General features: G+C 55.9%; 17 protein-coding genes and 1 pseudogene. 10 read left to right on the top strand and 8 right to left on the bottom strand.

What is annotated here, in order from left to right; genetic code table 11:
• Positions 1–3 precede the first annotated feature (3 nt).
• The 6 genes from mukF to ACESQ2_RS21750 all read left to right on the top strand — a co-directional run bounded on the left by mukF (position 4) and on the right by ACESQ2_RS21750 (position 9,949).
• The gene (gene mukF / locus ACESQ2_RS21775) at positions 4–1,326 is read left to right on the top strand and encodes a chromosome partition protein MukF (protein ID WP_014228648.1); all 1,323 of its coding nucleotides are present in this window, start codon (positions 4–6) and stop codon (positions 1,324–1,326) included.
• The gene (mukE, locus tag ACESQ2_RS21770; RefSeq protein ID WP_049083181.1) at positions 1,307–2,011 is read left to right on the top strand and encodes a chromosome partition protein MukE; all 705 of its coding nucleotides are present in this window, start codon (positions 1,307–1,309) and stop codon (positions 2,009–2,011) included. The genes mukF and mukE overlap by 20 nt, the downstream gene beginning before the upstream one ends.
• Positions 2,011–6,459 (top strand): chromosome partition protein MukB, encoded by a 4,449-nt coding sequence (gene mukB / locus ACESQ2_RS21765; RefSeq protein ID WP_373171248.1) that lies wholly within the window; start codon positions 2,011–2,013, stop codon positions 6,457–6,459. The genes mukE and mukB overlap by 1 nt, the downstream gene beginning before the upstream one ends.
• 183 nt (positions 6,460–6,642) lie before the next feature.
• Positions 6,643–8,436, top strand: coding sequence for a L,D-transpeptidase (ldtD, locus tag ACESQ2_RS21760; protein ID WP_004849493.1), 1,794 nt, complete (start codon positions 6,643–6,645; stop codon positions 8,434–8,436).
• Positions 8,437–8,736: 300 nt separating this feature from the next.
• On the top strand, positions 8,737–9,288 hold the full coding sequence (locus tag ACESQ2_RS21755; protein ID WP_004130967.1) for a YcbK family protein: 552 nt from the start codon (positions 8,737–8,739) through the stop codon (positions 9,286–9,288).
• A 13-nt stretch (positions 9,289–9,301) separates the two neighbouring features.
• Positions 9,302–9,949: an MBL fold metallo-hydrolase gene (locus tag ACESQ2_RS21750; RefSeq protein ID WP_014837967.1), complete on the top strand. Its 648-nt coding sequence runs from the start codon at positions 9,302–9,304 to the stop codon at positions 9,947–9,949.
• A gap of 59 nt (positions 9,950–10,008) precedes the next feature.
• Here ACESQ2_RS21750 and ACESQ2_RS21745 read toward each other — a convergent pair whose 3' ends face one another.
• From ACESQ2_RS21745 to pncB, 4 genes are all read right to left on the bottom strand, one after another.
• On the bottom strand, positions 10,009–11,199 hold the full coding sequence (locus tag ACESQ2_RS21745; RefSeq protein WP_373171246.1) for an amino acid aminotransferase: 1,191 nt from the start codon (positions 11,197–11,199) through the stop codon (positions 10,009–10,011).
• Positions 11,200–11,386: 187 nt separating this feature from the next.
• Positions 11,387–12,472 (bottom strand): porin, encoded by a 1,086-nt coding sequence (locus ACESQ2_RS21740; protein WP_014228653.1) that lies wholly within the window; start codon positions 12,470–12,472, stop codon positions 11,387–11,389.
• 591 nt (positions 12,473–13,063) lie between these two features.
• Positions 13,064–14,464: an asparagine--tRNA ligase gene (gene asnS, locus ACESQ2_RS21735; protein ID WP_004849497.1), complete on the bottom strand. Its 1,401-nt coding sequence runs from the start codon at positions 14,462–14,464 to the stop codon at positions 13,064–13,066.
• Positions 14,465–14,767: 303 nt separating this feature from the next.
• Complete coding sequence (gene pncB, locus ACESQ2_RS21730; RefSeq protein WP_025107499.1) at positions 14,768–15,970, bottom strand: nicotinate phosphoribosyltransferase; 1,203 nt, start codon at positions 15,968–15,970, stop codon at positions 14,768–14,770.
• Between the two features lie 327 nt (positions 15,971–16,297).
• Here pncB and pepN point away from each other — a divergent pair, with 327 nt between their 5' ends.
• On the top strand, positions 16,298–18,913 hold the full coding sequence (gene pepN / locus ACESQ2_RS21725; protein WP_014228655.1) for an aminopeptidase N: 2,616 nt from the start codon (positions 16,298–16,300) through the stop codon (positions 18,911–18,913).
• A 65-nt stretch (positions 18,914–18,978) separates the two neighbouring features.
• On the opposite strand, the gene ssuB is transcribed toward pepN, so the two are convergent.
• The 3 genes and pseudogenes from ssuB to ssuE all read right to left on the bottom strand — a co-directional run bounded on the left by ssuB (position 18,979) and on the right by ssuE (position 21,172).
• The gene (gene ssuB, locus ACESQ2_RS21720; RefSeq protein ID WP_014837971.1) at positions 18,979–19,752 is read right to left on the bottom strand and encodes an aliphatic sulfonates ABC transporter ATP-binding protein; all 774 of its coding nucleotides are present in this window, start codon (positions 19,750–19,752) and stop codon (positions 18,979–18,981) included.
• The gene (ssuC, locus tag ACESQ2_RS21715) at positions 19,749–20,540 is read right to left on the bottom strand and encodes an aliphatic sulfonate ABC transporter permease SsuC (protein ID WP_004849501.1); all 792 of its coding nucleotides are present in this window, start codon (positions 20,538–20,540) and stop codon (positions 19,749–19,751) included. The genes ssuB and ssuC overlap by 4 nt, the downstream gene beginning before the upstream one ends.
• Positions 20,541–20,596: 56 nt before the next feature.
• Positions 20,597–21,172 (bottom strand): annotated as a pseudogene (ssuE, locus tag ACESQ2_RS21710) (NADPH-dependent FMN reductase).
• Between the two features lie 248 nt (positions 21,173–21,420).
• Here ssuE and pyrD point away from each other — a divergent pair.
• Together pyrD and zapC are read left to right on the top strand one after the other, a co-directional pair.
• Complete coding sequence (pyrD, locus tag ACESQ2_RS21705; RefSeq protein ID WP_373171244.1) at positions 21,421–22,431, top strand: quinone-dependent dihydroorotate dehydrogenase; 1,011 nt, start codon at positions 21,421–21,423, stop codon at positions 22,429–22,431.
• Between the two features lie 168 nt (positions 22,432–22,599).
• Complete coding sequence (zapC, locus tag ACESQ2_RS21700; protein ID WP_004849504.1) at positions 22,600–23,142, top strand: cell division protein ZapC; 543 nt, start codon at positions 22,600–22,602, stop codon at positions 23,140–23,142.
• Here the strand turns inward: zapC and ACESQ2_RS21695 are convergent.
• Complete coding sequence (locus tag ACESQ2_RS21695; RefSeq protein WP_201162563.1) at positions 23,139–24,248, bottom strand: YcbX family protein; 1,110 nt, start codon at positions 24,246–24,248, stop codon at positions 23,139–23,141. The two genes, zapC and ACESQ2_RS21695, sit on opposite strands and share 4 nt — an antisense overlap.
• 98 nt (positions 24,249–24,346) lie before the next feature.
• Between ACESQ2_RS21695 and rlmKL the strand changes: the two genes are divergently transcribed.
• The gene (rlmKL, locus tag ACESQ2_RS21690; RefSeq protein ID WP_046878169.1) at positions 24,347–26,452 is read left to right on the top strand and encodes a bifunctional 23S rRNA (guanine(2069)-N(7))-methyltransferase RlmK/23S rRNA (guanine(2445)-N(2))-methyltransferase RlmL; all 2,106 of its coding nucleotides are present in this window, start codon (positions 24,347–24,349) and stop codon (positions 26,450–26,452) included.
• Position 26,453 lies beyond the last annotated feature (1 nt).

Below are 26,453 nucleotides of genomic sequence, written 5' to 3'. Positions count from 1 at the left end.
ACTATGAGTGAATTTTCCCAGACAGTCCCCGAACTGGTTGCCTGGGCCAGGAAAAATGATTTTTCTATTTCGCTGCCGGTCGACAGACTCTCTTTTCTGCTGGCGATTGCCACGCTGAACGGCGAGCGGATGGAAGGGGAAATGACCGAGGGAGAACTGGTGGATGCGTTCCGCCACGTGAGTGATGCGTTTGAGCAGACCAGCGAAACCATCAGCCAGCGCGCCAATAATGCCATTAACGATATGGTGCGCCAGCGTCTGCTGAACCGCTTTACCAGCGAAATCACCGAGGGTAACGCTATTTATCGCCTGACGCCGCTGGGCATTGGGATCACCGACTACTATATTCGCCAGCGCGAGTTCTCCACCCTGCGACTGTCGATGCAGCTCTCCATCGTTGCCAGCGAACTCAAGCGCGCCGCCGACTCGGCAGAAGAGGGCGGCGATGAGTTCCACTGGCATCGTAACGTTTTCGCTCCGCTGAAGTACTCGGTAGCGGAAATCTTTGACAGCATTGACCTGACTCAGCGAATCATGGATGAGCAGCAGCAGCTGGTGAAAGATGATATTGCCCAGCTGCTGAACAAAGACTGGCGGGCGGCGATCTCCAGCTGCGAGCTGCTGCTGTCGGAAACGTCCGGCACCCTGCGGGAACTGCAGGATACCCTGGACGCGGCGGGCGATAAGCTGCAGGCAAACCTGCTGCGTATCCAGGATTCGACCATGGCGCGCGACGATCTGAATTTTATCGATCGTCTGGTGTTCGATCTGCAAAGCAAGCTGGACCGTATCGTCAGTTGGGGGCAGCAGGCGATTGACCTGTGGATCGGCTACGATCGCCACGTGCATAAATTTATCCGTACCGCCATTGATATGGATAAAAACCGCGTCTTCGCACAGCGTTTGCGTCAGTCGGTGCAAACCTACTTCGACGCCCCCTGGGCGCTCACCCATGCGAATGCCGATCGTCTGCTTGATATGCGCGATGAAGAGATGGCGCTGCATGATGAAGAGGTTACCGGGGAACTTCCAACGGATCTGGAGTACGAAGAGTTTAACGAAATTCGCGAACAGCTGGCGGCGCTGATTGAAGGACAGCTGGTGGTCTATAAAGAGAAGGGACTGCCGCTGGATCTTGGCCTGGTGGTACGCGAATATCTGTCGCAGTATCCGCGCGCGCGCCACTTTGACGTCGCGCGTATTGTGGTCGACCAGGCGGTACGTTTGGGCGTAGCGCAAGCAGATTTCACCGGACTGCCGGCAAAATGGCAGCCGATTAATGATTACGGAGCCAAGGTACAGGCGCATGTCATCGACAAATATTGAACAAGTGATGCCGGTTAAACTGGCGCAAGCGTTGGCTAATCCGTTATTTCCGGCGCTGGATAGCGCCCTGCGCGCGGGCCGTCATATCGGCCTTGACGAGCTGGATAATCACGCATTTTTAATGGATTTTCAGGATTACCTGGAAGAGTTTTATGCTCGCTACAACGTCGAGCTGATTCGCGCGCCGGAGGGTTTTTTCTATCTGCGCCCGCGGTCGACCACGCTGATCCCGCGCTCGGTGCTCTCCGAGCTGGATATGATGGTGGGTAAAATTCTCTGCTATCTCTACCTCAGCCCGGAGCGTCTGGCCAACGAGGGCATCTTCACTCAGCAGGAGCTTTACGACGAGCTGCTGACCCTCGCAGACGAAGCCAAGCTGCTCAAGCTGGTCAATAACCGTTCTACCGGGTCCGACCTTGACCGCCAGAAGCTGCAGGAAAAAATGCGCGCTTCGCTCAACCGCCTGCGCCGCCTCGGCATGGTGTGGTTTATGGGCCATGACAGCAGCAAATTCCGCATTACCGAATCGGTGTTTCGCTTCGGCGCCGACGTGCGCGCCGGTGACGATCCGCGCGAAGCCCAGCTGCGTATGATCCGCGACGGTGAAGCGATGGCGCTGGAAAATCGCCTGCAGCTTAATGATGAGAATGATGAGAATCAGCCGGATAGCGGGGAGGAAGAGTAATGATTGAACGCGGTAAGTTTCGCTCGCTGACGCTGGTTAACTGGAACGGTTTTTTTGCCCGCACCTTTGATCTTGATGAATTAGTGACCACGCTTTCCGGTGGTAACGGTGCCGGTAAATCCACGACCATGGCCGCCTTCGTCACCGCACTGATCCCGGACCTGACGCTGCTGCACTTTCGTAACACTACGGAAGCGGGGGCGACCAGCGGCTCGCGCGATAAAGGCCTGCACGGTAAGCTGCGCGCTGGCGTCTGCTACTCCGTGCTGGACGTGATCAACTCCCGCCACCAGCGCGTGGTGGTCGGCGTTCGTCTACAGCAGGTCGCCGGTCGCGATCGTAAAGTCGATATCAAGCCTTTTGCGATCCAGGGCCTGCCAACCTCCATCCAGCCAACTCAGCTGCTGACCGAAACCCTTAACGAGCGCCAGGCGCGCGTGGTGACGCTCAACGAGCTGAAAGATAAGCTCGAAGCGATGGAAGGGGTGCAGTTCAAGCAGTTTAACTCTATTACCGAGTATCACTCGCTGATGTTCGATCTGGGCGTGGTGGCTCGCCGCCTGCGTTCGGCTTCGGACCGTAGCAAATACTATCGCCTGATCGAAGCCTCGCTGTACGGCGGTATTTCGAGCACCATTACCCGCTCGCTGCGCGACTACCTGTTGCCGGAAAACGGCGGCGTGCGTAAGGCGTTCCAGGATATGGAAGCGGCGCTGCGTGAAAACCGCATGACGCTGGAAGCTATCCGCGTGACGCAGTCGGACCGCGACCTGTTCAAGCATCTGATCAGCGAAGCCACCAACTACGTTGCCGCCGACTATATGCGTCACGCTAACGAGCGACGCATTCATCTCGACAAGGCGCTGGAGTATCGTCGCGATCTGTTCACCTCCCGCGCTCAGCTCGCGGCGGAACAGTATAAGCACGTCGATATGGCCCGCGAGCTGCAGGAACATAACGGCGCGGAAGGCGATCTGGAAGCCGATTATCAGGCCGCCAGCGACCATCTGAACCTGGTGCAGACCGCTCTGCGCCAGCAGGAAAAAATCGAGCGCTATGAAGCGGATCTTGATGAACTGCAGATTCGCCTCGAAGAGCAAAATGAAGTCGTCGCGGAAGCGGTTGACCAGCAGGAAGAGAACGAAGCCCGCGCCGAAGCCGCCGAGCTGGAAGTGGATGAGCTGAAAAACCAGCTTGCCGACTACCAGCAGGCGCTGGACGTGCAGCAGACTCGCGCGATTCAGTACACCCAGGCGCTGCAGGCGCTGGAGCGGGCAAAAGCCCTCTGCCATCTGCCGGATCTAACGCCGGAGAGCGCCGACGAGTGGCTGGAAACTTTCCAGGCGAAAGAGCAGGAAGCGACGGAGAAAATGCTGTCGCTGGAACAGAAGATGAGCGTGGCGCAAACCGCGCACAGTCAGTTTGAACAGGCTTACCAGCTGGTGGCGGAGATCAACGGCCCGCTGGCGCGTAATGAAGCCTGGAACGTGGCGCGCGAACTGCTGCGCGAAGGCGTTAATCAACGTCATCAGGCCGAACAGGCGCACGGGCTGCGCAGTCGTCTGACGGAGCTTGAACAGCGTCTGCGTGAACAGCAGGATGCCGAACGCCAGCTCAATGAGTTCTGTAAGCGCCAGGGCAAACGCTACGATATCGATGAGCTGGAAGCCCTGCATCAGGAGCTGGAAGCCCGCATCGCATCCCTTTCCGACAGCGTTTCCACCGCCAGCGAACGGCGGATGACTCTGCGTCAGGAGCTGGAACAGCTGCAGTCGCGGACGCAAACGCTGATGCGCCGCGCGCCCATCTGGCTGGCGGCGCAGAACAGCCTCAATCAGCTGTGCGAGCAGAGCGGCGAGCAGTTTGAGTCAAGCCAGGACGTCACCGAATATCTCCAGCAGCTGCTGGAGCGTGAACGCGAAGCTATCGTGGAGCTCGATGAAGTCGGGGCCCGCAAGCGCGCTATCGACGATGAAATTGAGCGTCTTAGCCAGCCGGGCGGTTCGGAAGATCAGCGCCTGAACGCGCTGGCGGAACGTTTTGGCGGCGTACTGCTGTCGGAAATCTACGATGACGTGAGTCTCGATGATGCGCCGTATTACTCCGCGCTCTACGGTCCTTCCCGCCACGCCATTGTGGTACCGGATCTGTCGCTGATTGCCGATCAGCTGGAAGGTCTCGAAGATTGTCCCGAAGATCTCTACCTGATCGAGGGCGATCCGCAGTCGTTCGATGACAGCGTATTCAGCGTCGATGAGCTGGAAAAGGCGGTGGTCGTTAAGATTGCCGATCGTCAGTGGCGCTATTCACGCTTCCCGACGCTGCCGCTGTTTGGCCGCGCCGCGCGTGAAAGCCGCGTTGAAACGCTGCACGCCGAGCGCGAAAGCCTGTCCGAGCGCTTTGCGACCCTGTCGTTTGATGTGCAGAAAACCCAGCGCCTCCATCAGGCGTTCAGCCGCTTTATCGGCAACCATCTTGCGGTGGCCTTTGAGGACGACCCGGAAGAAGAAATCCGTAAACTGAATACGCGTCGCGGCGAACTGGAGCGGGCGCTGACCGCCCATGAGAGCGATAACCAGCAGAACCGGGTGCAGTATGAGCAGGCAAAAGAGGGCGTATCCGCACTCAACCGCCTGCTGCCGCGTCTGAATTTGCTGGCCGATGACTCGCTGGCCGATCGCGTGGATGAGATCCAGGAACGCCTTGACGAAGCGCAGGAAGCCGCGCGCTTCGTCCAGCAGCATGGGAATCAGCTGGCAAAACTGGAGCCGATCGTTTCCGTGCTTCAAAGCGACCCGGAGCAGTTTGAACAGCTGAAAGAAGATTATACATATTCGCAGCAGACTCAGCGCGACGCGCGTCAGCAGGCATTTGCGCTGACCGAAGTGGTGCAGCGTCGCGCCCACTTTAGCTACTCCGATTCCGCAGAGATGCTGAGCGGTAATAGCGATCTGAACGAGAAGCTGCGCCAGCGTCTGGAGCAGGCTGAGGCGGAGCGCGCCCGTACTCGCGAAGCGCTGCGTACCCACGCCGCGCAGCTCAACCAGTACAACCAGGTGCTGGCATCGCTGAAAAGCTCCTACGACACCAAGAAAGAGCTGCTCAACGACCTGCATAAAGAGCTTCAGGACATTGGCGTGCGCGCCGACGCCGGCGCCGAAGAGCGCGCTCGTCTGCGCCGCGATGAGCTTCATGCTCAGCTCAGCAACAACCGCGCGCGGCGGAACCAGCTCGAAAAAGCATTGACCTTCTGCGAAGCGGAAATGGATAACCTGACCCGCAGGCTGCGCAAGCTGGAGCGCGATTATTGCGAAATGCGCGAACAGGTGGTCAGCGCTAAAGCCGGCTGGTGTGCGGTCATGCGCCTGGTGAAAGACAACGGCGTGGAGCGTCGCCTGCATCGTCGCGAGCTGGCCTACCTTTCGGCAGATGAACTGCGCTCGATGTCGGATAAGGCGCTCGGCGCGCTGCGTCTGGCGGTCTCGGATAACGAACACCTGCGCGATGTACTGCGTATTTCTGAAGATCCGAAACGCCCGGAGCGTAAAATCCAGTTCTTTGTCGCCGTTTATCAGCATCTGCGCGAGCGTATTCGCCAGGATATCATCCGCACCGACGATCCGGTGGAAGCGATTGAGCAGATGGAGATCGAACTCAGCCGTCTGACGGAAGAGCTGACCAACCGCGAGCAGAAGCTGGCCATCAGCTCCCGCAGCGTGGCCAATATTATCCGCAAGACTATCCAGCGCGAGCAAAACCGTATTCGTATGCTCAACCAGGGGCTGCAGAGCGTCTCCTTCGGCCAGGTCAACAGCGTGCGTCTGAACGTCAACGTGCGGGAAACCCACTCGATGCTGCTGGACGTGCTGTCAGAACAGCATGAACAGCATCAGGACCTGTTTAACAGCAATCGTCTGACCTTCTCGGAAGCGCTGGCGAAGCTGTATCAGCGCCTCAATCCGCAGATTGATATGGGGCAGCGTACGCCGCAGACCATCGGTGAAGAGCTGCTGGACTACCGCAACTATCTGGAGATGGAAGTGGAAGTTAACCGTGGTTCCGACGGCTGGCTGCGCGCGGAATCCGGTGCGCTATCGACCGGTGAGGCTATCGGTACCGGGATGTCGATTCTGGTGATGGTAGTACAGAGCTGGGAAGATGAATCCATGCGCCTGCGCGGTAAGGACATTTCGCCGTGTCGTCTGCTGTTCCTTGATGAAGCGGCGCGTCTGGATGCTCGCTCTATCGCGACGCTGTTCGAGCTCTGCGATCGTCTGGAGATGCAGCTGATTATCGCGGCGCCGGAAAATATCAGCCCGGAAAAAGGTACCACCTATAAGCTGGTGCGTAAGGTCGTGAATAATCACGAGCACGTGCACGTCGTCGGGCTGCGTGGCTTCGCACCGCAGCTGCCCGAAACGCTGCCGGGAACGGCAAATGCTTCATAGGATGGTACAATAACCAGCCAAAGGGCGACGCGATGTCGCCCTTTTTGTTATCCGTTCCTGTACTTTAGGATTGTATAATCTTTTAACTTCTTTACCTTTGGGAAGGCAAAAGCGTTTTCGTCTTCATATACTGAAAGTAAGCCCCATTTTAGCGGGCAGCAATGTGTTAACAGGGGGCAAGGGATGTTGCTAAAGAAACGGTATGGTCGTCAATTGTCTGCGCTCAGCCTGAGCCTGGCGTTTGCATTTGCTCCACTGTTCAATGTCCAGGCTGAAGAGCCTGAAGTGGTACCATCGGATAGCTCTGCCACCATCAGCGAGCTCTCTTCCGCGCTAAGCCAAAGCGCAAACCAATCCGCGGCGGTCGCCCAAATGGCCGGCGAGCAGGCGCTTTCTGCCGATGCGGCAGCGAAGAGCCGCGCCGGGATTCAGGCGGTACTGCCGTCCGGTTATCAACCCGTATTTATGAATCCGCTGGTATCGCTGTATGCGGCCAGGGATATGAAACCGATGTGGGATAACCGCGAGGCGGTGCAGGCGTTTCAACAACAGCTGGCTGAGGTCGCTATCGCCGGTTTTCAGCCGCAGTTCACCACCTGGGTTGAGCTGTTGACCGACCCGGCAGTGAACGGTCTGGCGCGGGATGTCGTTCTGTCTGACGCCATGATGGGCTATCTGCATTTTATTAGCGGTATTCCGACTCAGGGCAACCGCTGGCTGTATGGCACGAAACCGTATGCCATGTCGACGCCGCCTCTGTCGGTAATTAACCAGTGGCAGGTGGCGCTGGATAACGGTTCGCTGCCGCAGTTTATTGCGGGTCTGGCTCCGCAGCATCCGCAGTATGCCGCAATGCATCAGGCGCTATTAGCTCAGGTTGCCGATTCCCGTCCCTGGCCGCAGCTCACCGGTAAGACGTCGCTGCGCCCGGGGGAATGGAGCAACGATGCCGGCGCGCTGCGCGAAATTTTACAGCGCACCGGTATGCTGGATGACGCGGCAAAAATTTCGTTGCCCGGCGATGAGGTGGTGAGTCCGTCCGCCGGGAAAAAGGCCAAAAGCAGCGGCCGTGGCGTTTACGATCGCCAGTTAGTGGAGGGCGTTAAGCGCTTCCAGGCGTGGCAGGGACTGGGCGCAGACGGCGTGATTGGTCAGGCGACCCGCGACTGGCTCAACGTTTCTCCTGCGCAGCGCGCCGGCGTGCTGGCATTGAATATCCAGCGTTTGCGCCTGCTGCCGGGTAATCTGGCGACCGGAATTATGGTGAATATTCCCGCCTTTTCGCTGGTCTATTACCAGGACGGTAGCCAGGTGCTGGCATCGCGGGTTATCGTTGGCCGTCCGGACCGCAAAACCCCTATGATGAGCAGTGCGCTGAACAACGTTGTGGTCAACCCGCCGTGGAACGTTCCGCCGACGCTGGCGCGCAACGATATTCTGCCGAAGGTGCGCAATAACCCAGGCTATCTTGAGCAGCACGGCTATACGATGATGCGCGGCTGGAATAGCAAAGAGACTATCGACCCGTATCAGGTGGACTGGGAAACGATAACCGCATCGAATCTGCCGTTCCGCTTCCAGCAGGCTCCCGGCGCGCGCAATTCGCTGGGGCGCTATAAATTCAATATGCCAAGTTCAGATGCGATATATTTGCACGATACGCCCAATCACAATCTGTTCCAGCGTGATGGACGCGCGCTGAGTTCCGGGTGCGTGCGCGTGAATAAAGCCTCAGAACTGGCCAATATGCTGCTTCAGGATGCTGGCTGGAATGATGCGCGTATTTCAGATGCGCTTAAACAGGGGAATACCCGCTACGTTAATATTCGCCAGAATATCCCGGTTAATCTCTATTATTTGACCGCGTTCGTCGGCGCTGATGGACGTACACAATATCGAACAGATATTTACAATTACGATCTCACCGCGCGATCCAGCGCACAAATTCTACCTAAAGCTGAACAATTAATCAGATAAATGAAGTAGTTCAACGGATTTGGTTGTCCTACCTCTGTGTGAAAACGGGCCTTGCACGCTGCAAGGCCCGAGTTTACTGGGGTTAGGCTACCTTGACGTTGGCAATAATGCCCGGTAAGGTGCCTTTCGTGCGCCAGAAGTGCATATACATATAATCCTGCAAAGGCGCTGTGGCAGTAAGCAGCCCGTTCTCCATAGCTGATATTTATTAGCCGTAGGGGAGCGAGCGCGTGCTGGCGGCTAACGGGCGCATTGCGGGAAAAGTATATTACGATTCATTTACCTGTAGACCTGATTATCATGGACAAATTTGACGCTAATCGCCGCAAACTGCTGGCGTTAGGTGGAGCGGCGCTCGGTGCTGCTGCCATTCTGCCTGCGCCGGCATTTGCCACCCTCTCGACCCCCCGACCGCGTATTTTGACGCTGAACAACCTGCATACCGGTGAATCACTCAAGGCGGAGTTTTTCGATGGCAGAGGCTATATTCAGGATGAATTAGCAAGACTTAATCATTTTTTCCGTGATTATCGCGCGAATAAGATTAAGTCCATCGATCCCGGTTTGTTCGATCAACTCTATCGTTTGCAGGGATTACTTGGTACCAACAAGCCTGTCCAGCTTATTTCCGGTTATCGTTCTGTTGATACCAATAATGAGCTTCGCGCGCGTAGCCGGGGTGTGGCAAAACACAGCTACCACACTAAAGGCCAGGCCATGGATTTTCATATTGAAGGCATTTCGTTAAGCAATGTTCGCAAAGCCGCGTTATCTATGCGCACAGGTGGTGTAGGATACTACCCACGTAGCAACTTTGTGCATATTGATACCGGGCCAGTACGGCACTGGTAACGAAAGGAGCCTCATGAACTATCGTATTATTCCGGTTACCGCGTTCGCGCAGAACTGTTCTTTAATCTGGTGTGAACAAACCAAACTGGCGGCGCTGGTCGATCCCGGCGGTGATGCTGAGCGAATCAAACAGGAAGTCGCGGCGGCAGGCGTTAGCCTGATGCAGATTCTGCTCACGCACGGTCATCTCGATCACGTTGGTGCGGCGGCGGAGCTGGCACAACATTATGGCGTGCCGATTATTGGGCCGGAAAAAGAAGATGAGTTCTGGCTGGAAGGATTACCGGCGCAGAGCCGGATGTTCGGTCTGGAAGATTGCCAGCCGCTGCAGCCGGATCGCTGGCTGAACGAAGGCGATACGGTCAGCGTGGGGAATATTTCCCTGCAGGTGCTGCACTGCCCAGGCCATACGCCGGGGCACGTGGTCTTCTTCGATCCTGCTTCCCGACTGTTGATTTCTGGCGATGTGATTTTTAAAGGCGGAGTAGGGCGTAGCGACTTCCCTCGCGGCGACCATAGCCAACTGATCGATGCGATTAAGCGCAAGCTGTTGCCGCTGGGCGATGACGTGTCGTTTATTCCGGGTCATGGACCGATGTCGACCCTTGGCTATGAGCGTCTGCACAACCCATTCCTGCAGGATGAAATGCCGGTCTGGTGACCGAAGCCAGCATATAAAAAAGGCCGCACATGCGGCCTTTTGTTTGCCCTGCGCTGAGATTACAGTACGGCAACAATCGCTTCGCACAGCGGCGCCATGTTGTCGGGCGTCATACCGGCGACGTTTATACGTCCGGACGCCACCGCATAAATTCCGAACTCTTCACGCAGACGCAGTACCTGCTCTTTGGTCAGGCCGCTGAACGAGAACATCCCGTTTTGCTGAATGATGAAAGAGAAATCGCGGCTGGCGCCTTTTTCCTGCAGGGTATTAACGAACAGCAGACGCATACGCTGGATGCGTTGACGCATGTCGGTCAACTCTTGCTCCCAGATGGCGCGCAGCGCGTCATTGCTGAGAATGGTCGCCACTACCGAGGCGCCGTGAGCGGGCGGGTTTGAGTAGTTCGCGCGGATAACCGACTTCATCTGGCTGAAAGCGCGGTCTACCGCTTCCTGGTCAGCGGCGACCAGCGTACAGGCGCCCACGCGCTCGTTGTACAGGCCGAAGTTTTTCGAGTAGGAGCTGGCAACCAGCAGCTCTTTATGCAGAGCGGCGAAAGCGCGCAGGCCTTCAGCATCTTCTTCCAGGCCGCGGGCAAAGCCCTGGTAGGCAAAGTCAAACAGCGGCAGCCAGCCTTTCTCTACGGAGAGCTGCGCCAGCTGTTGCCACTGCTCCAGCGTCGGATCGATACCGGTTGGGTTATGGCAGCAGCCGTGGAACAGAACCACGTCGCCGGCCTGCGCTTCGTTCAGGCTGGCCAGCAGCCCGTCGAAGTCGAGTTTGTGATTAGCGGCATCGTAGTAGGTGTATTCGCGCACTTCCAGCCCGGCTGAATTGAACACGCTTTTATGGTTCGGCCAGCTGGGGTTGCTCACCCAAATACGTTTAACGTCGGTGTTCTTCGCCAGAAAATCGGCGGCGACGCGCAGGCCACCTGTACCGCCGGGCGTTTGCGCGGTGCGGGCGCGTTTATCATTGATAATTGCGCTTCCTTTCCCGAACAGAAGCTCCTGGGTGCAGCGGCCAAATTCCGGAATACCATCGATACCCAGATAATTTTTAGTGGTTTCATTTTCCAGCAGATACTGCTCTGCTTTTTTCACGCTAGTCAGGACCGGTGTTTTACCCGTTTCATCTTTATAAACACCAATTCCAAGATTAATTTTTGTTGGGCGGTTATCGGCACGAAACAGATCGGCCAGGCCCAGAATTGGGTCGGCAGGGGCGGCGGTAATGTTCTCAAACATGACGAGGTTCCATTGTGATTACTGAAGGGAAATCCGCTATCAGGTTAACGGGAGTTATGTTAATTGCCAACCGTTTGCGACAAAAAGCGAGAAGGTTTTTGAAAGTTACGATCTTCCTCTCAGGAAAGCAGAAAAGCAGGACCGAAGTCCTGCTTTTTAGGCATATCACGAAGGGGTGTACTGCAGATTAGAACTGGTAAACGATACCCACTGCGGCCTGGTCGTCGGTCGCAACGCCAGCGGCTTTGGTGTAATCGTTGTCGTTCAGCTGGTTGAATTTATACGCAGCGTAGACGTTCATGTTTTTGTTGAAGTAGTACCAGGTACCCACTTCGACGTATTTAACCAGGTCAGCATCGCCGCCGGAGAAGCCAGCGCGAGAGCGCAGGTCTTTACCTTTAGTCTGTACGTAGCCGATGGACGGACGCAGGCCGAAGTCGAACTGATACTGAACAACGGCTTCGAAGTTCTGAGTTTTATTAGCGAAGTAGTTGCCTTCGTTTTCCGGCGTCATGTTGTAAGTCTGAGAGTACATGACCGCAGCATAGACGTTGTTCGCGTCATACTTAGCGGAGGTTGCCCATGCTTCAGCTTTTTCGCCCTGACGGTCAGCTTTCTGATCGCCGCTACGGTTGGAGTTCGCATAGCCTGCAGACAGCGCAATGCCGTTGTCAAACGCGTATGTTGCCGCGGTGCTGAAGCCGTCGCCGTTTTGTTTCTTAACATCACGGCTAGAAGCGTCGTTTTTACCCTGGTACTGCAGCGCGAAGCTCAGACCGTCAACCAGACCGAAGAAGTCAGAGTTACGGTAGGTGGCTACGCCGTTGGTACGCGCGGTCATGAAGTTGTCGGTGTAGCTCCAGCCGTCGCCGCCCCATTCAACCAGCATATCGGTTGCCGCTTCAACGTCGTAGATGGCGCCGTAGTTACGACCGTAGTCGAATGAACCGTATTCACCGGCTTTTAAGCCTGCGAAAGCCAGACGAGTTTTGGTGGTCTGTTTACCTTCAACATTGGACGCATCCATGTTGTATTCCCACTGACCGTAGCCAACCAGCTGATCGTTGATCTGGGTTTCGCCTTTCAGGCCGATACGGGCGTAGGTGGTATCATCGCTGCTGGTGTCGCCGTTGGTGGTCCAGACGTGCTCGCCAACCATTTTTCCGTAGAAGTCCAGTTTGTTGCCGTTTTTGTTATAGATTTCTGCAGCGTTAGCTGCACCGGCTACCAGCAGGGCAGGAATTACCGCTGCCAGAATTTTGCGCTTCATCATTATTTATTACCCTCATTTATATTTTTTTATGAACACTTGCCACTGCCGTCAATAAGTTTCGTCAATAAAAATTTACAGAACTATTGATGATAGTTTGGTGTCTGGAGGCATCTTTCCATTCAGAACAACGTTTCGCTAGCCTGAAAATGCTACCAATATCGCATATGAGTAACAAAAGGAAATTCTATGTAACTAAATATGTATTTTTGGGAACTTTGTGAACTCAATCAACATTCCGCCCCTGTTCGCCGATTAAATCACCTGTCTTTATATATCTATATGAATTAATTATGATTAATTTAGATAAGAGAGGGTTTGTGCATTTTACGTCAGCATTTTGCTTTATTTTTATTCAAATCTTGTCGTTGCAAGTTGTGCTGTGACTGGTTAAAAAACGAGCAATATAATCAGCATGTTTGCCAATTTATGAACATAAGGTGCGGTTTTAATTAGCGGTCGCTAATGAAATAGTGCGTAACATAATTGTGAATCAGGATGGTTGATGTTTAAGTTTCCTGATATTCGTTAACGTAAATTGACATAAAAAAAGGCCAGCTTGCGCTGGCCCTGGATGAAAATTGCAGAAAAAAATCAGAAAGTCGCGTTACGCGGGGTCCGCGGGAACGGAATGACGTCGCGAACGTTCTGCACGCCGGTCACGTAGGCGATAAGACGCTCAAAGCCCAGACCGAAACCGGAGTGCGGTACGGTGCCGTAACGGCGCAGGTCGCGATACCACCAGTAGTCTTCTTTATTAAGACCCATTTCCGCCATACGCGCGTCAAGCACGTCCAGTCGCTCTTCACGCTGGGAGCCACCGATAATTTCACCGATGCCCGGCGCCAGAACGTCCATTGCGGCGACGGTTTTACCATCTTCGTTAAGGCGCATATAGAACGCCTTGATGTCTTTCGGGTAGTTTTTCACCACCACCGGAGCTTTAAAGTGCTCTTCCGCCAGATAGCGTTCGTGCTCGGAGGAGAGATCCACGCCCCAGTAGACCGGGTTTTCGAACGACTTACCGCAGTTTTCCAGAATGGTGACCGCGTCAGTGTAATCAACCTGGGCAAAATCAGCGGAAACGAAACGCTGCAGGCGGTCGATAGCGTCTTTATCAACGCGTTCGGCAAAGAACTGCATGTCGTCTGCGCGCTCTTCGAGAACGGCTTTGAAGACGTACTTCAGCATCGCTTCCGCCAGACCTGCCACATCGTTCAGGTTAGCAAAGGCGACTTCCGGCTCCAGCATCCAGAACTCCGCCAGGTGACGGCTGGTGTTGGAGTTTTCCGCACGGAAGGTCGGGCCAAAGGTGTAGATTTTGGACAGCGCGCAGGCGTAGGTTTCGCCGTTCAGCTGGCCGGAAACGGTCAGGAACGACTCTTTGCCGAAGAAGTCTTTATCGAAATCGACTTTGCCCTGTTCGTTGCGCGGCAGGTTTTCCAGATCCAGCGTTGACACGCGGAACATCTCGCCGGCGCCTTCAGTGTCGGAAGCGGTAATCAGCGGAGTCGAAACCCAGAAGAAGCCCTGCTCGTCGAAGAAACGGTGCAGCGCCTGCGCCAGGGTATGGCGAACGCGCGCCACCGCGCCAATCAGGTTGGTGCGCGGGCGCAGGTGGGCAACTTCACGCAGGTACTCGATGCTATGGCGTTTAGCCGCCATCGGATAAGTATCAGGGTCTTCCACCCAGCCGCTGACTTCCACGTGGCTGGCCTGGATTTCAAAGCTCTGGCCCTGGCCCTGAGATGCCACGACTTTACCGGTCACCACGACCGAGCAGCCGGTGGTCAGGCGCAGCACTTCCTGATTGTAATTGGGAAGAGAATTACTAATAACGGCCTGTACAGGATCAAAGCAGGAACCGTCATAGACGGCGAGGAAAGAAAAGCCAGCTTTAGAATCTCGGCGGGTACGCACCCATCCGCGCACGGTGACTTCGCTGTCAACGGCAACGCGGCCCTGGAGTACGTCGGCTACAGGCACAACGCTCATAATAGTCTCTCTTGTTAGTCCAATAGAAAAATCTGTATTCCCCTGCAACAGGGGGATATCTATGTTACCTGTCATCTTCCATCAGACAAGTAGATTTCGCACAAGAAAGGGGGGTTTTAGGAAATAAATAAGGAGATAGCCTACTTTGCTGCGTGAGAGCCTGATATTCAGAGAGATTCGTTCAGCGCGATGATCCCATGCAGGGCGACCGGGGTTCTTAATGCCTGATAACGTCCCGGGGTGATAAGCGGAGGCGAATAAAAATGCGCCCGTTTTGGCGGACGCATTTTGTCTTTATATGACCTAGCTGGCTTTTTTAACCGGCGGTAGATCGAAGGCTTTGCGCAGCGCGCGGACGAAAGCTTTATCGTGACAAATCGTTTTACCCGGGCTATCCGAAAGTTTCGCCACCGGTTTACCGTTGCACTCCACCAGCTTGATAACAATATTGAGCGGCTTCACCTGAGGAATATCGCAGGTTAAACGCGTGCCGATACCGAAGCTCAGATTCACCCGCGATGAGAAGTGGCGATAGAGATCAACCGCTTTTGTCAGGTCGAGATTATCGGAAAATACCAGCACTTTGCTCAGCGGGTCGATGCCCAGCTTTTTGTAGTGGGCGATAGCCTTCTCGCCCCATTCCACCGGGTCGCCGGAGTCGTGGCGCAGCCCCTGATAGCGGGTCGCAAACTCCGGCCCGAAATCGCGCAGAAAAGCGTCCATCGTAATGCAGTCGGTCAGCGCAATCCCCAGCCGATCGGGATACTCTTCCAGCCAGGCAGCGAGAGCCGCGCGCTGGCTGCTCGCCAGGTTCGGGCTGATCTGCTGATGCGCCTGGAACCATTCGTGAGCCTGGGTCCCCATTGGGGTCAAATTCAAACGCCGCGCCAGATCGTAATTGCTGGTACCGGTGAACCAGGATTCTTGCTGAAGACGCTGAACAATCGCCTGCTGCACCTCGCGGGAGAAGCGGCGGCGGGTACCGAAATCCATCAGGCGGAAGCCCGACATATCGATATCAGCAGTGAGGCGGTTAAAGTCAGTCAGCTTATGCTCAAGGGTGTCCAGCGCGAGATCGACGCTGATTTCCGGCGAGCGATAGCGATGTACCAGCTCGCTTATCACCGCCAGCAGCGGAACTTCCCACATAATAACTTCAAGCCAGGGGCCGGAAAGGCGAATATTCAACTTGCCGTTGTCATTGATGACCGTGACCTGGCGCGGGTCGTAGCGGAAGCCGCGTAGCCACTCGAGATAGTCTGGCGCAAAGAAGGGCAGGCTCGACAACCAGTGATATTCATCGTCCTGCAGTCTCAGGTCGCGCATCGTCTCAACCTGCTCGCGAATCGCATCGGCGTAGATGCCGAGCAGATCGTCCCCGCGGCAGCGGAACTCCGCCGCAACCTGTACATCATTGTAGCGGTGGAAGACAGCCTGCTGCATGTGCAGCTTGTAGGCATCCGTATCAAGCAACGAGTGCAGTACAGGAGAAGTGAATTGGGTCATGGTGCGCAGTAGCATCCTCTCACTGGAGCGTTTCCATCAAAACCAAAGCGGTAAAAGGAGGCGGAGTATACCTGTAATACCCGACGCTGTCCCGCGGTGACGGCTGATGGCTACGCTGACGGTCATTTGCGAGGCCTAGTTTAATATATTGAACACGCATCACACCACAAGCTTTGCGCCTGGTCGAGCGCATTTCGTGCCTCTTGTGTTATCAAAATGTAGCAATTTTCATGTTTAGCATTGAAAAGATGAAGATTCTGCATAGCGAGATTTGCGCAACAGGAATAGACTGAGTCGACACTTTACAGGACACGCTAAAGGTTTTTTATGACACAACAGCCCCAAGCCAAATACCGCCACGACTACCGTGAGCCGGAGTATCTGATTAGCGATATCGATTTGACCTTTGACCTGGATGCCGCGAAAACCGTTGTGACGGCTGAGAGCAAGGTCTCCCGCCACGCGGCTACGTCTGATGTGCCATTGCGTCTGGATGGCGAAGACCTGACGTTGGTCTCTCTGCGGATTGATGGTCAGCCGTGGAGCGACTACAAGGAAGAAAATAACCAGCTGGTGATTAGCGGGTTGCCGGAACATTTCACTCTGACCATCGTCAATGAAATCAGCCCGGCGGCGAATACCGCGCTGGAAGGGCTATATCAGTCCGGCGAAGCGCTGTGTACCCAGTGCGAGGCGGAAGGCTTCCGCCACATTACCTGGTATCCGGACCGCCCGGACGTTCTGGCGCGCTTCACCACCAAAATCATCGCCGATAAAGCAAAATACCCGTTTCTGCTCTCCAACGGTAACCGCGTGGCCCAGGGCGAGCTGGAAAATGGCCGTCACTGGATCCAGTGGCAGGACCCGTTCCCAAAACCGTGCTACCTGTTTGCGCTGGTGGCCGGTGATTTTGACGTCCTGCGCGATACCTTCAAAACCCGTTCGGGGCGTGAAGTGGCGCTGGAGCTCTACGTTGACCGCGGTAACCTTGACCGCGCGCCGTGGGCGATGACCTCGCTGCAAAATTCCATGAAGTGGGACGAAACCCGCTTTGGTCTCGAGTACGACCTCGACATCTATATGATTGTCGCCGTCGATTTCTTCAACATGGGCGCCATGGAGAACAAAGGCCTTAACGTCTTTAACTCCAAATACGTACTGGCGCGTACCGATACCGCGACCGATAAAGATTACCTGGATATCGAGCGCGTGATTGGTCATGAATATTTCCATAACTGGACCGGCAATCGCGTGACCTGCCGCGACTGGTTCCAGCTCAGCCTGAAAGAGGGGCTGACCGTTTTCCGCGATCAGGAATTCAGCTCCGACCTCGGCTCGCGCGCGGTGAACCGCATCAATAACGTACGCACCATGCGCGGCCTGCAGTTTGCCGAAGACGCCAGCCCGATGGCGCATCCGATTCGCCCGGATAGCGTGATTGAGATGAACAACTTCTATACCCTGACGGTGTATGAGAAGGGAGCGGAAGTGATCCGCATGCTGCATACCCTGCTGGGCGAAGAGAATTTCCAGAAAGGCATGCAGCTCTATTTTGAGCGCCACGACGGCAGCGCCGCGACCTGCGACGACTTTGTCCAGGCGATGGAAGACGCTTCCAACGTCGATCTGTCCCACTTCCGCCGCTGGTATAGCCAGTCCGGTACGCCAATTGTCACCGTCCATGATGACTACAATCCGGAAACGGAGCAGTACACGCTGACCATCAGCCAGCGCACGCCGCCGACCGCTGAGCAGGCGGAGAAGCTGCCGCTGCATATTCCGTTCGACATCGAGCTGTACGATAACGAAGGCAAGGTAATCCCGCTGCAGAAGGGCGGTCACCCGGTGCATCACGTGCTGAACGTCACCCAGGCGGAGCAGACTTTTGTTTTCGACAACGTTTACTTCCAGCCTGTCCCGGCGCTGCTTTGCGAGTTTTCCGCGCCGGTGAAGCTGGAGTACAAATGGAGCGATCAGCAGCTGACCTTCCTGATGCGCCACGCGCGGAATGATTTCTCCCGCTGGGACGCGGCGCAGAGCCTGCTGGCGACCTATATCAAACTCAACGTCAACCGTCACCAGCAGGGGCAGCCGCTGTCTCTGCCGATTCACGTCGCCGATGCGTTCCGCGCGATTCTGCTGGATGAGAAGATCGATCCGGCGCTGGCGGCGGAGATCCTGACGCTGCCTTCAGCGAATGAAATGGCGGAGCTGTTTGCGATTATCGATCCGCTTGCCATCGCGGCGGTGCGCGAAGCGCTGACCCGCACGCTGGCGAAAGAGCTGGCTGACGAGTTCCTGGCGGTTTACAACGCCAACAAGCTCGACGGCTACCGCGTTGAGCATGCCGATATCGGTAAGCGTTCTCTGCGTAATACCTGCCTGCGCTACCTGGCGTTTGGCGATACCGAGCTGGCGGATAAACTGATTAGCGCGCAGTATCACCATGCGGACAATATGACCGACGCGCTGGCGGCGCTGGCGGCGGCCGTAGCGGCCCAGCTGCCGTGCCGCGATGCGCTGATGCAGGAATATGACGACAAGTGGCACCAGGACGGACTGGTCATGGATAAATGGTTTATCCTGCAGTCCACCAGCCCGGCGGATAACGTCCTGGAGACGGTTCGCGGCCTGTTGCATCATCGCTCGTTCAGCATGGGTAACCCGAACCGCGTCCGTTCTCTGATCGGCGCCTTTGCCGGCAGCAACCCGGCGGCGTTCCATGCAGAAGACGGCAGCGGCTATCAGTTCCTGGTCGAGATGCTGACTGAGCTGAACAGCCGCAACCCGCAGGTGGCTTCGCGTCTGATTGAGCCGCTGATTCGTCTGAAACGCTATGACGAGAAACGTCAGGCGCTGATGCGCGGGGCGCTGGAGCAGCTGAAGGGGCTGGAGAATCTTTCCGGGGATCTGTTCGAGAAAATCAGTAAAGCGCTGGCGTAACGCCAGCGCGAGTCCAAACCTGTAGCCCCGCTAAGCGCAGCGCGAGCGGGGGAACGTCGCAGTCGTTAACCGTGGCTCACTAAGCGTGGCGAGGATTCGTTCTTGCCGCGCTGCATCACCCGATTCAGTACTTCCGCTTCCAGTTCGGCCAGCTTCGCTGAACCCGTGCGTCGCGGACGGGGAATGTCCACCAGCAGATCCAGCCCTATCTTCCCCTCTTCAATCAGCAAAACGCGATCGGCCATCGCCACCGCCTCGCTGACGTCGTGGGTGACCAGCAGAACGGTAAATCCGTGCTCCTGCCACAGCGAGACAATCAGATCCTGCATCTCCAGGCGAGTGAGGGCGTCCAGCGCGCCCAGCGGTTCATCAAGCAGTAATAATCCGGGGCGATGAATTAACGCGCGAGCCAGCGCCACGCGCTGCTTTTGCCCGCCGGAAAGCGCCGCGGGCCATTCACCGGCGCGGTCTTCAAGGCCGACGCTCGCCAGCGCCTTGAGCGCCGCCTCGCGCCACTGCCCCTTCAGCCCGAGGCCGACATTGTCGATCACCGTTTTCCACGGCAGCAGGCGGGAATCCTGGAACATCATCCGGGTATCCTCCTGGATTTGCGCCAGCGGCGTCGAACCCGCCAGCAGCTGCCCGGCGTTGGGTTTTTCCAGCCCGGCGAGCAGCCGCAGCAGGGTGCTTTTACCGCCGCCGCTGCGTCCGACCACCGCGACAAATTGCCCGGTGGGAATATGCAGATCGAGTTCATTCAGAATCGTTTTGCTGCCGTAACGCTTGCTTACGCCGTTTAGCAGCAGCGGGATCCCCGGATTAAGACGCGCGGTTGTCATGCGTTGGCCTCCTGAAGGTGGTAAGCCGGATTCCAGCGCAGCCAGACGCGTTCAAGAAGCTGTGCGCTGAAGTCGGCCAGTTTGCCGAGAATAGCGTAAAGAATAATGGCGACGACCACGACATCGGTCTGCAGAAATTCGCGGGCGTTCATCGCCAGATAGCCGATACCGGCGTTAGCCGAGATGGTTTCAGCCACGATCAGCGTTAACCACATCAGGCCGAGCGCAAACCGGATGCCGACCATAATGGAGGGCAGGGCGCCCGGCAGGATCACGTGACGGAACAGAGCAAAACCCGATAAGCCATAGCTGCGGGCCATCTCCACCAGACCCCGGTCAATGTTTCGAATACCGTGCCAGGTGTTGATATAAATCGGGAACATCGTCCCCAGCGCCACGAGGAAAATTTTGGCGCTTTCATCGATGCCGAACCATAAAATCACCAGCGGAATCAGCGCGAGGTGCGGTACGTTGCGCAGCATCTGAATGGAGGTGTCCAGCAGGCGTTCGCCCCAGCGCGACAGGCCGCTGATAAGCCCGAGAACCAGGCCAATGGAACCGCCGATGCTGAAACCAATAAGCGCCCGCCATGAGCTGATGGCCAGATGTTGCCAAAGCTCGCCGCTGGCGGAGAGCGTCCAGAAGGCTTTGAGCACCCCTTCCGGTGACGGCAAAATACGGGTAGAGAGCCAACCAACGGAAGAGGCGAATTGCCATACAATCACGCTGCCAACCGGCAAAAGCCAGGGGGCTATGCGGATCAGGAGTTTTTGCGAAAGCGTCGCCATACAGTGTTCCTTTATTCTTTAGCGTTTTGCCTGGTGATGGGCATCAACGCTGAACTTTAAACGTGCTCAACCCGCTGTAAGGTTTTCAGCGCCGGCGCGCGGCTGCTGGGGCGATGCAGCGCCTGCCAGAAGGTTTCCAGCGCCTGGTCGAGGCGGCCCTGCAGATTCGGGGTAAACTGCGGTTTATGCTGATAATCCGTAACCTGGCTATCGTCAGCGAAAACGCCGTGGAGGATCTCCTAGGCTTTCAGCGCGTTGAGTACCGGTTTTAAGGCGTAATCCACCGCCAGCATATGGGCGATGGTTCCGCCGGTAGCCAGCGGCAGAACGATTTTGCCCTCCAGCGCGCGCTCCGGCAGCAGGTCCAGAAGCGTCTTTAACGCGCCGGAAAAAGAGGCCTTATAGACGGGCGTCGCGATGATCAGCCCATCGGCGCCGGCAAGCTGTTCATTTAACGCATGGAGGGCTGGGTTATCAAAGCGAGCGTAGAGCAGGTCTTCCGGAGCGAAATTCTGCAGATGCCAGTGGCAGACCTCGATATCCGCCGCCGAGAGCGTCTCTCTGGCGTATTCCAGAAGCGCGCTGGAGCGGGAAGGGTAGCGCGGGCTGCCCGCAAGTGTGATGACTCGCATACTCTCTCCTTATAACTAAATATTTGCATTTATCTATAATTGATAACATTTAGCCGCAGTGTGACAGAGCGCTTTTATTTCCCTAAATGATTTATCCGGCGTTGGATTGTCAGAAAGTGCATAACGAGCGGGAGAAAAGTAAACGTTTGCGTCGGAGGTAAGATTTTTTGTCGTAGGTCAATTCCCTTTCCGGGGTGGATCGCACATAATACGCCCCCGGTTTGCACACCGGGAATCCAGGAGAGTTCATGTACTACCCCTTCGTTCGTAAAGCCCTTTTTCAGCTCGATCCTGAGCGCGCTCATGAAGTCACTTTTCAACAATTACGCCGTGTTTCGGGTACCCCGCTGGAAATGTTGGTTCGCCAGAAGGTACCGACAAAGCCGGTAACCTGTATGGGGCTCACATTTAAGAACCCGCTAGGCCTGGCCGCCGGGCTGGATAAGAACGGCGAGTGCATTGATGCCCTCGGGGCGATGGGTTTTGGTTCCATTGAAATTGGTACCGTGACGCCGCGTCCACAGCCGGGCAACGATAAGCCAAGGATCTTCCGCCTGGTCGATGCCGAAGGTTTGATCAACCGCATGGGCTTTAATAACCACGGTGTTGATAACCTCGTGGAGAACGTAAAAAAGGCGCATTTTGACGGCATTCTGGGTATTAATATTGGCAAGAATAAAGATACACCGGTAGAACAAGGCAAAGATGATTATCTGATTTGTATGGAAAAAATCTATGCTTATGCCGGCTATATCGCCATTAATATCTCCTCGCCGAATACCCCAGGCTTGCGTACTTTACAATACGGAGATGCGCTGGACGATTTGCTTTCTGGTATTAAAAATAAGCAATGCGAGCTACAAGAGAAACATCAAAAATATGTTCCTGTGGCCGTAAAGATCGCTCCGGATCTTTCCGTCGAAGAATTGATCCAGGTAGCGGACAGTTTAGTCCGGCATAATATAGATGGCGTCATTGCCACCAATACCACTCTGGATCGATCGCTGGTGCAGGGGATGAAACATTGTGATGAAACCGGTGGCCTTAGCGGACGTCCATTGCAGCTGAAGAGTACGGAAATTATCCGCATGCTGTCTGCGGAATTAAATGGCCGCCTGCCAATTATCGGAGTCGGCGGTATTGACTCGGTGATTGCCGCCCGGGAAAAGATAGCCGCCGGAGCGACGCTGGTGCAGATTTATTCCGGATTTATTTTTAAAGGCCCGCCGCTGATTAAAGAAATTGTTACCCATATCTAATCTTTTCCCCCTCTGATACTCCTCCAGGGCTTTATTTATAGCCCTGGTTGTTTTATATTCCTTCATTGTTGCTTATTTAGACATTTTAGTCTTTTCTTAATTTTTGAAATATTCTGTAGCAGTTTACCTGTTTATTACAGACGGAAGTGGAAGAGGACGGGGGTAGAAATGCGGATCAAACCTGACGATAACTGGCGCTGGTATTACGATGAAGAGCATGACCGCATGATGCTCGATCTGGCTAATGGTATGTTATTCAGATCGCGTTTTGCTCGCCGCATGTTGACGCCCGACGCCTTCGCGCCTTCCGGATTTTGCGTTGATGACGCAGCGCTCTATTTTTCATTTGAAGAAAAGTGCCGCGATCTCGAATTATCAAAAGAACAGCGCGCTGAATTAGTACTCAATGCGCTGGTCGCTATTCGTTTTCTCAAGCCGCAAATGCCGAAAAGCTGGCATTTCAACACGCATGAAGAGAGCTGGCAGCCCGGCGTTGGCGATGCCGCCAGCGCATGGCTCAGCGATACCGGCCAGCAGGTGAATCTGCTGGTGGTTGAGCCCGGAGAAAACGCCGCGCTGTGCCTGTTAGCCCAGCCCGGTCTGACGCTTGCCGGGCGGGTGATGCAGCTCGGCGACGTGATTAAAATTATGAACGACAGGCTGCAGCCGGCGCCAGGCGTCGCCAGCTACAGCCTGGGTCAGGCGGTTTAAGGCGCCAGCCTCACCGCGGTTTTCGGCACGCAGCTACAGCATAAAATGGTGCCATCTGCGGCGACCGCGTTTTTCTTCAGCGCGCTGACTTCTCCTTCTTCCAGCCGGATGCGGCAGCTGCCGCAAATCCCAGCCCGGCAGGAGTAAGGAATACGAATTCCCTGTTGTTCCAGCTGCTCCAGCAAGATTTGCTGATTATTACCGGTAAAACTCACTCCCTGCCACGCTATTTCCACCGTCGCGTTCTCCTGCGCTTCAGGTGCCGGCGTAGTATCACTCTCGCCTGCGCCGTAGGCCTTCGCCGGCCCGCGGGCCAGCACTTCTAACGCATCGCCCACGCGGATTACGCCGCTATTTCGCGCGATCAGGTTCTGGCCAAAATCGACATCGCCGTTATCCAGAGCCGTGCGGAAACGCTGCAGCGTGCTTAAGGGCTCCCCGGAAGGATGCTTTTGCCCGCGCTCCGGGCTGACGGTAGTCAATACGCAGCGGCTGCACGGTTTGACGACATCAAAAATGACCTCGCCAATACGCACCACTTTCCACGTATCTTCTTCCCAGGCGGCCGCGCCGGTCACCAGCAGATTTGGGCGAAATTGTTCTATGCTTACGCTGGCCGGACAGCGATTTTGCAGATCGCGCAGCGAAGCTTCATTGGCCAGCAGATAGGGAAAACCGTCGGCAAAAGAGAGGGGGACGGCATCGTGACGTTTTACCCTGCGGCTAAGCGCTGGCCCCAGCCAGCGGAGCTGAACGCTGCGGTTGAAGAACCCGCTTAGCCACTGGTTCACCCGGTCCGGGGCAATCAGGGCGGTAAAATGGTTGCCCCAGACTTCGGTCGGCTCCTGCTGTATGGAGAAATCGCTGAAGCGCACCATCGCGCTGCTGCCGTCCGGCGCGGTCAGATGCAGACCATCATGGAGCGGCGCGGGAATAAATTTGACCATTTGCGGAAACTGACGGGCGGTAATGAAGGTGCCATCGGTTTCCGTCACCATAAATATACGATCGAAGGCCAGCCCGCTGCTGTCTGCATAAGCGTGGCTGAGACCGATTCCCCGCATCGATTTGACGGGATGAATGAAAAGTCGCGAAAGGGTTACCATACGCTGCCCCTGGCTTTAAAAATAAGCCTTTAACTTTATGACATGGGGCGCATATTGGCTATAATGCGCACCAATTTTCTTTTAGTAAAAGTGACGATATGAATTCTCTGTTTGCCAGTACGGCTCGTGGGCTGGAAGAGCTGTTAAAAACTGAACTGGAAGGGCTGGGCGCAGTGGACTGCCAGTTGGTCCAGGGCGGGGTCCATTTTCAGGGAGATACGCGGCTGCTGTATCAAAGCCTGATGTGGAGCCGACTGGCTTCGCGGATTATGCTGCCGCTGGGGCAGTGCAGCGTATACAGCGACCTGGATCTGTACCTTGGCGTACAGGCCATTCCATGGACGGAGATTTTCAGCGAGGATGCCACTTTTGCCGTGCATTTTAGCGGGCTGAACGAAGAGATCCGCAACAGCCAGTACGGGGCGTTGAAGGTGAAAGACGCCATCGTCGACAGCTTTACGCGTAAGAATCTGCCGCGTCCCAACGTCGATCGCGAAAATCCCGATCTGCGTATTAACGTCTGGCTGAATAAAGAGACCGCGCATATCTCCCTGGATCTTAGCGGCGAGGGGCTACACCTGCGCGGCTACCGCGACGGTACCGGTATGGCGCCAATCAAAGAAAACCTGGCTGCGGCGATAGTGATGCGTTCCGGCTGGGCTGCCGGTACGCCGCTGCTCGATCCCATGTGCGGTTCCGGTACGCTGCTGATTGAAGCGGCGATGCTTGCTACCGATCGTGCGCCGGGTTTACACCGCGGCCATTGGGGTTTCGGCGGCTGGGCGCAGCATGACGATGCTATCTGGAAAGAGGTGAAGTCCGAAGCGCAAACCCGCGCCCGTCAGGGGCTGGCGGCGTATGAGTCGCGCTTTTACGGTTCCGACGTTGACGCCCGCGTCATCGAACGCGCGCAGCGCAACGCCCGCCGAGCCGGTATTGGCGAACTGATTACCTTCGAAGTGAAAGACGTTGCCCAGCTTAGCAACCCACTGCCGAAGGGCCCTTACGGCACGGTGATAAGCAACCCGCCGTACGGCGAGCGTCTGGAGAGTGAACCGGCGCTGATTGCCCTGCATAGCCTGCTGGGGCGGATCATGAAAAATCAGTTTGGCGGCTGGAACCTGTCGCTGTTTAGCGCCTCGCCGGATCTGCTGAGCTGCCTGCAGCTGCGCGCTGATAAGCAGTTCAAAGCGAAAAATGGACCGCTCGACTGCGTCCAGAAGAACTATCATCTTGCGGAAAACGAAGGCGGCAAAACCGCGATGCTGGCGGAAGATTTCGCCAACCGTCTGCGTAAGAACCTGAAAAAATATGAGAAGTGGGCGCGTCAGGAAGGCATTGAATGCTATCGCCTGTATGATGCCGACCTCCCGGAGTACAACGTCGCTATCGACCGCTACGCCGACTGGGTGGTGGTGCAGGAGTATGCGCCGCCGAAAACCGTTGACGCGCACAAGGCCCGCCAGCGCCTGTTTGATATTATCGCCGCCACCATTGCCGTACTGGGGATTGCGCCGAACAAGCTGGTGCTGAAAACCCGCGAACGGCAGAAAGGGAAAAACCAGTATCAGAAAATGGGTGAAAAAGGTGAGTTCATTGAGGTGCAGGAGTATAACGCACGTCTGTGGGTAAACCTGACCGACTACCTGGATACCGGGCTGTTCCTCGACCACCGTATTGCTCGCCGCATGCTGGGCCAGATGAGCAAAGGCAAAGATTTCCTCAACCTTTTCTCCTACACCGGTAGCGCCAGCGTCCACGCCGGCCTTGGCGGCGCGCGTTCCACGACGACGGTCGATATGTCACGTACCTATCTTGAATGGGCTGAACGTAACCTGCGCCTCAATGGCTTAACCGGCCGCGCGCATCGCCTGATGCAGGCTGATGTGCTGGGCTGGCTGCGGGAGACCACCGAACAGTTTGATCTGATCTTTATCGATCCGCCAACCTTCTCCAACTCAAAGCGTATGGATGATGCGTTTGACGTACAGCGCGATCATTTGCGCCTGATGACCGATTTAAAACGTCTGCTGCGTAAAGGCGGCACGATTATGTTCTCGAACAACAAACGCGGTTTCCGTATGGATCATGACGGGCTGGCGCAGCTGGGCCTGAAGGCGCAGGAGATCACGCAAAAAACGCTGTCTCAGGATTTTGCCCGCAACCGTCAGATTCACAACTGCTGGCTGATTACCGCAGCCTGAA

The organism is Klebsiella sp. Q11, from assembly GCF_964241505.1.
Lineage (GTDB): Bacteria > Pseudomonadota > Gammaproteobacteria > Enterobacterales > Enterobacteriaceae > Klebsiella > Klebsiella michiganensis.
Note: the sequence above shows the minus strand (reverse complement) of the source record. Positions and strands in the feature narration are given on the sequence as shown.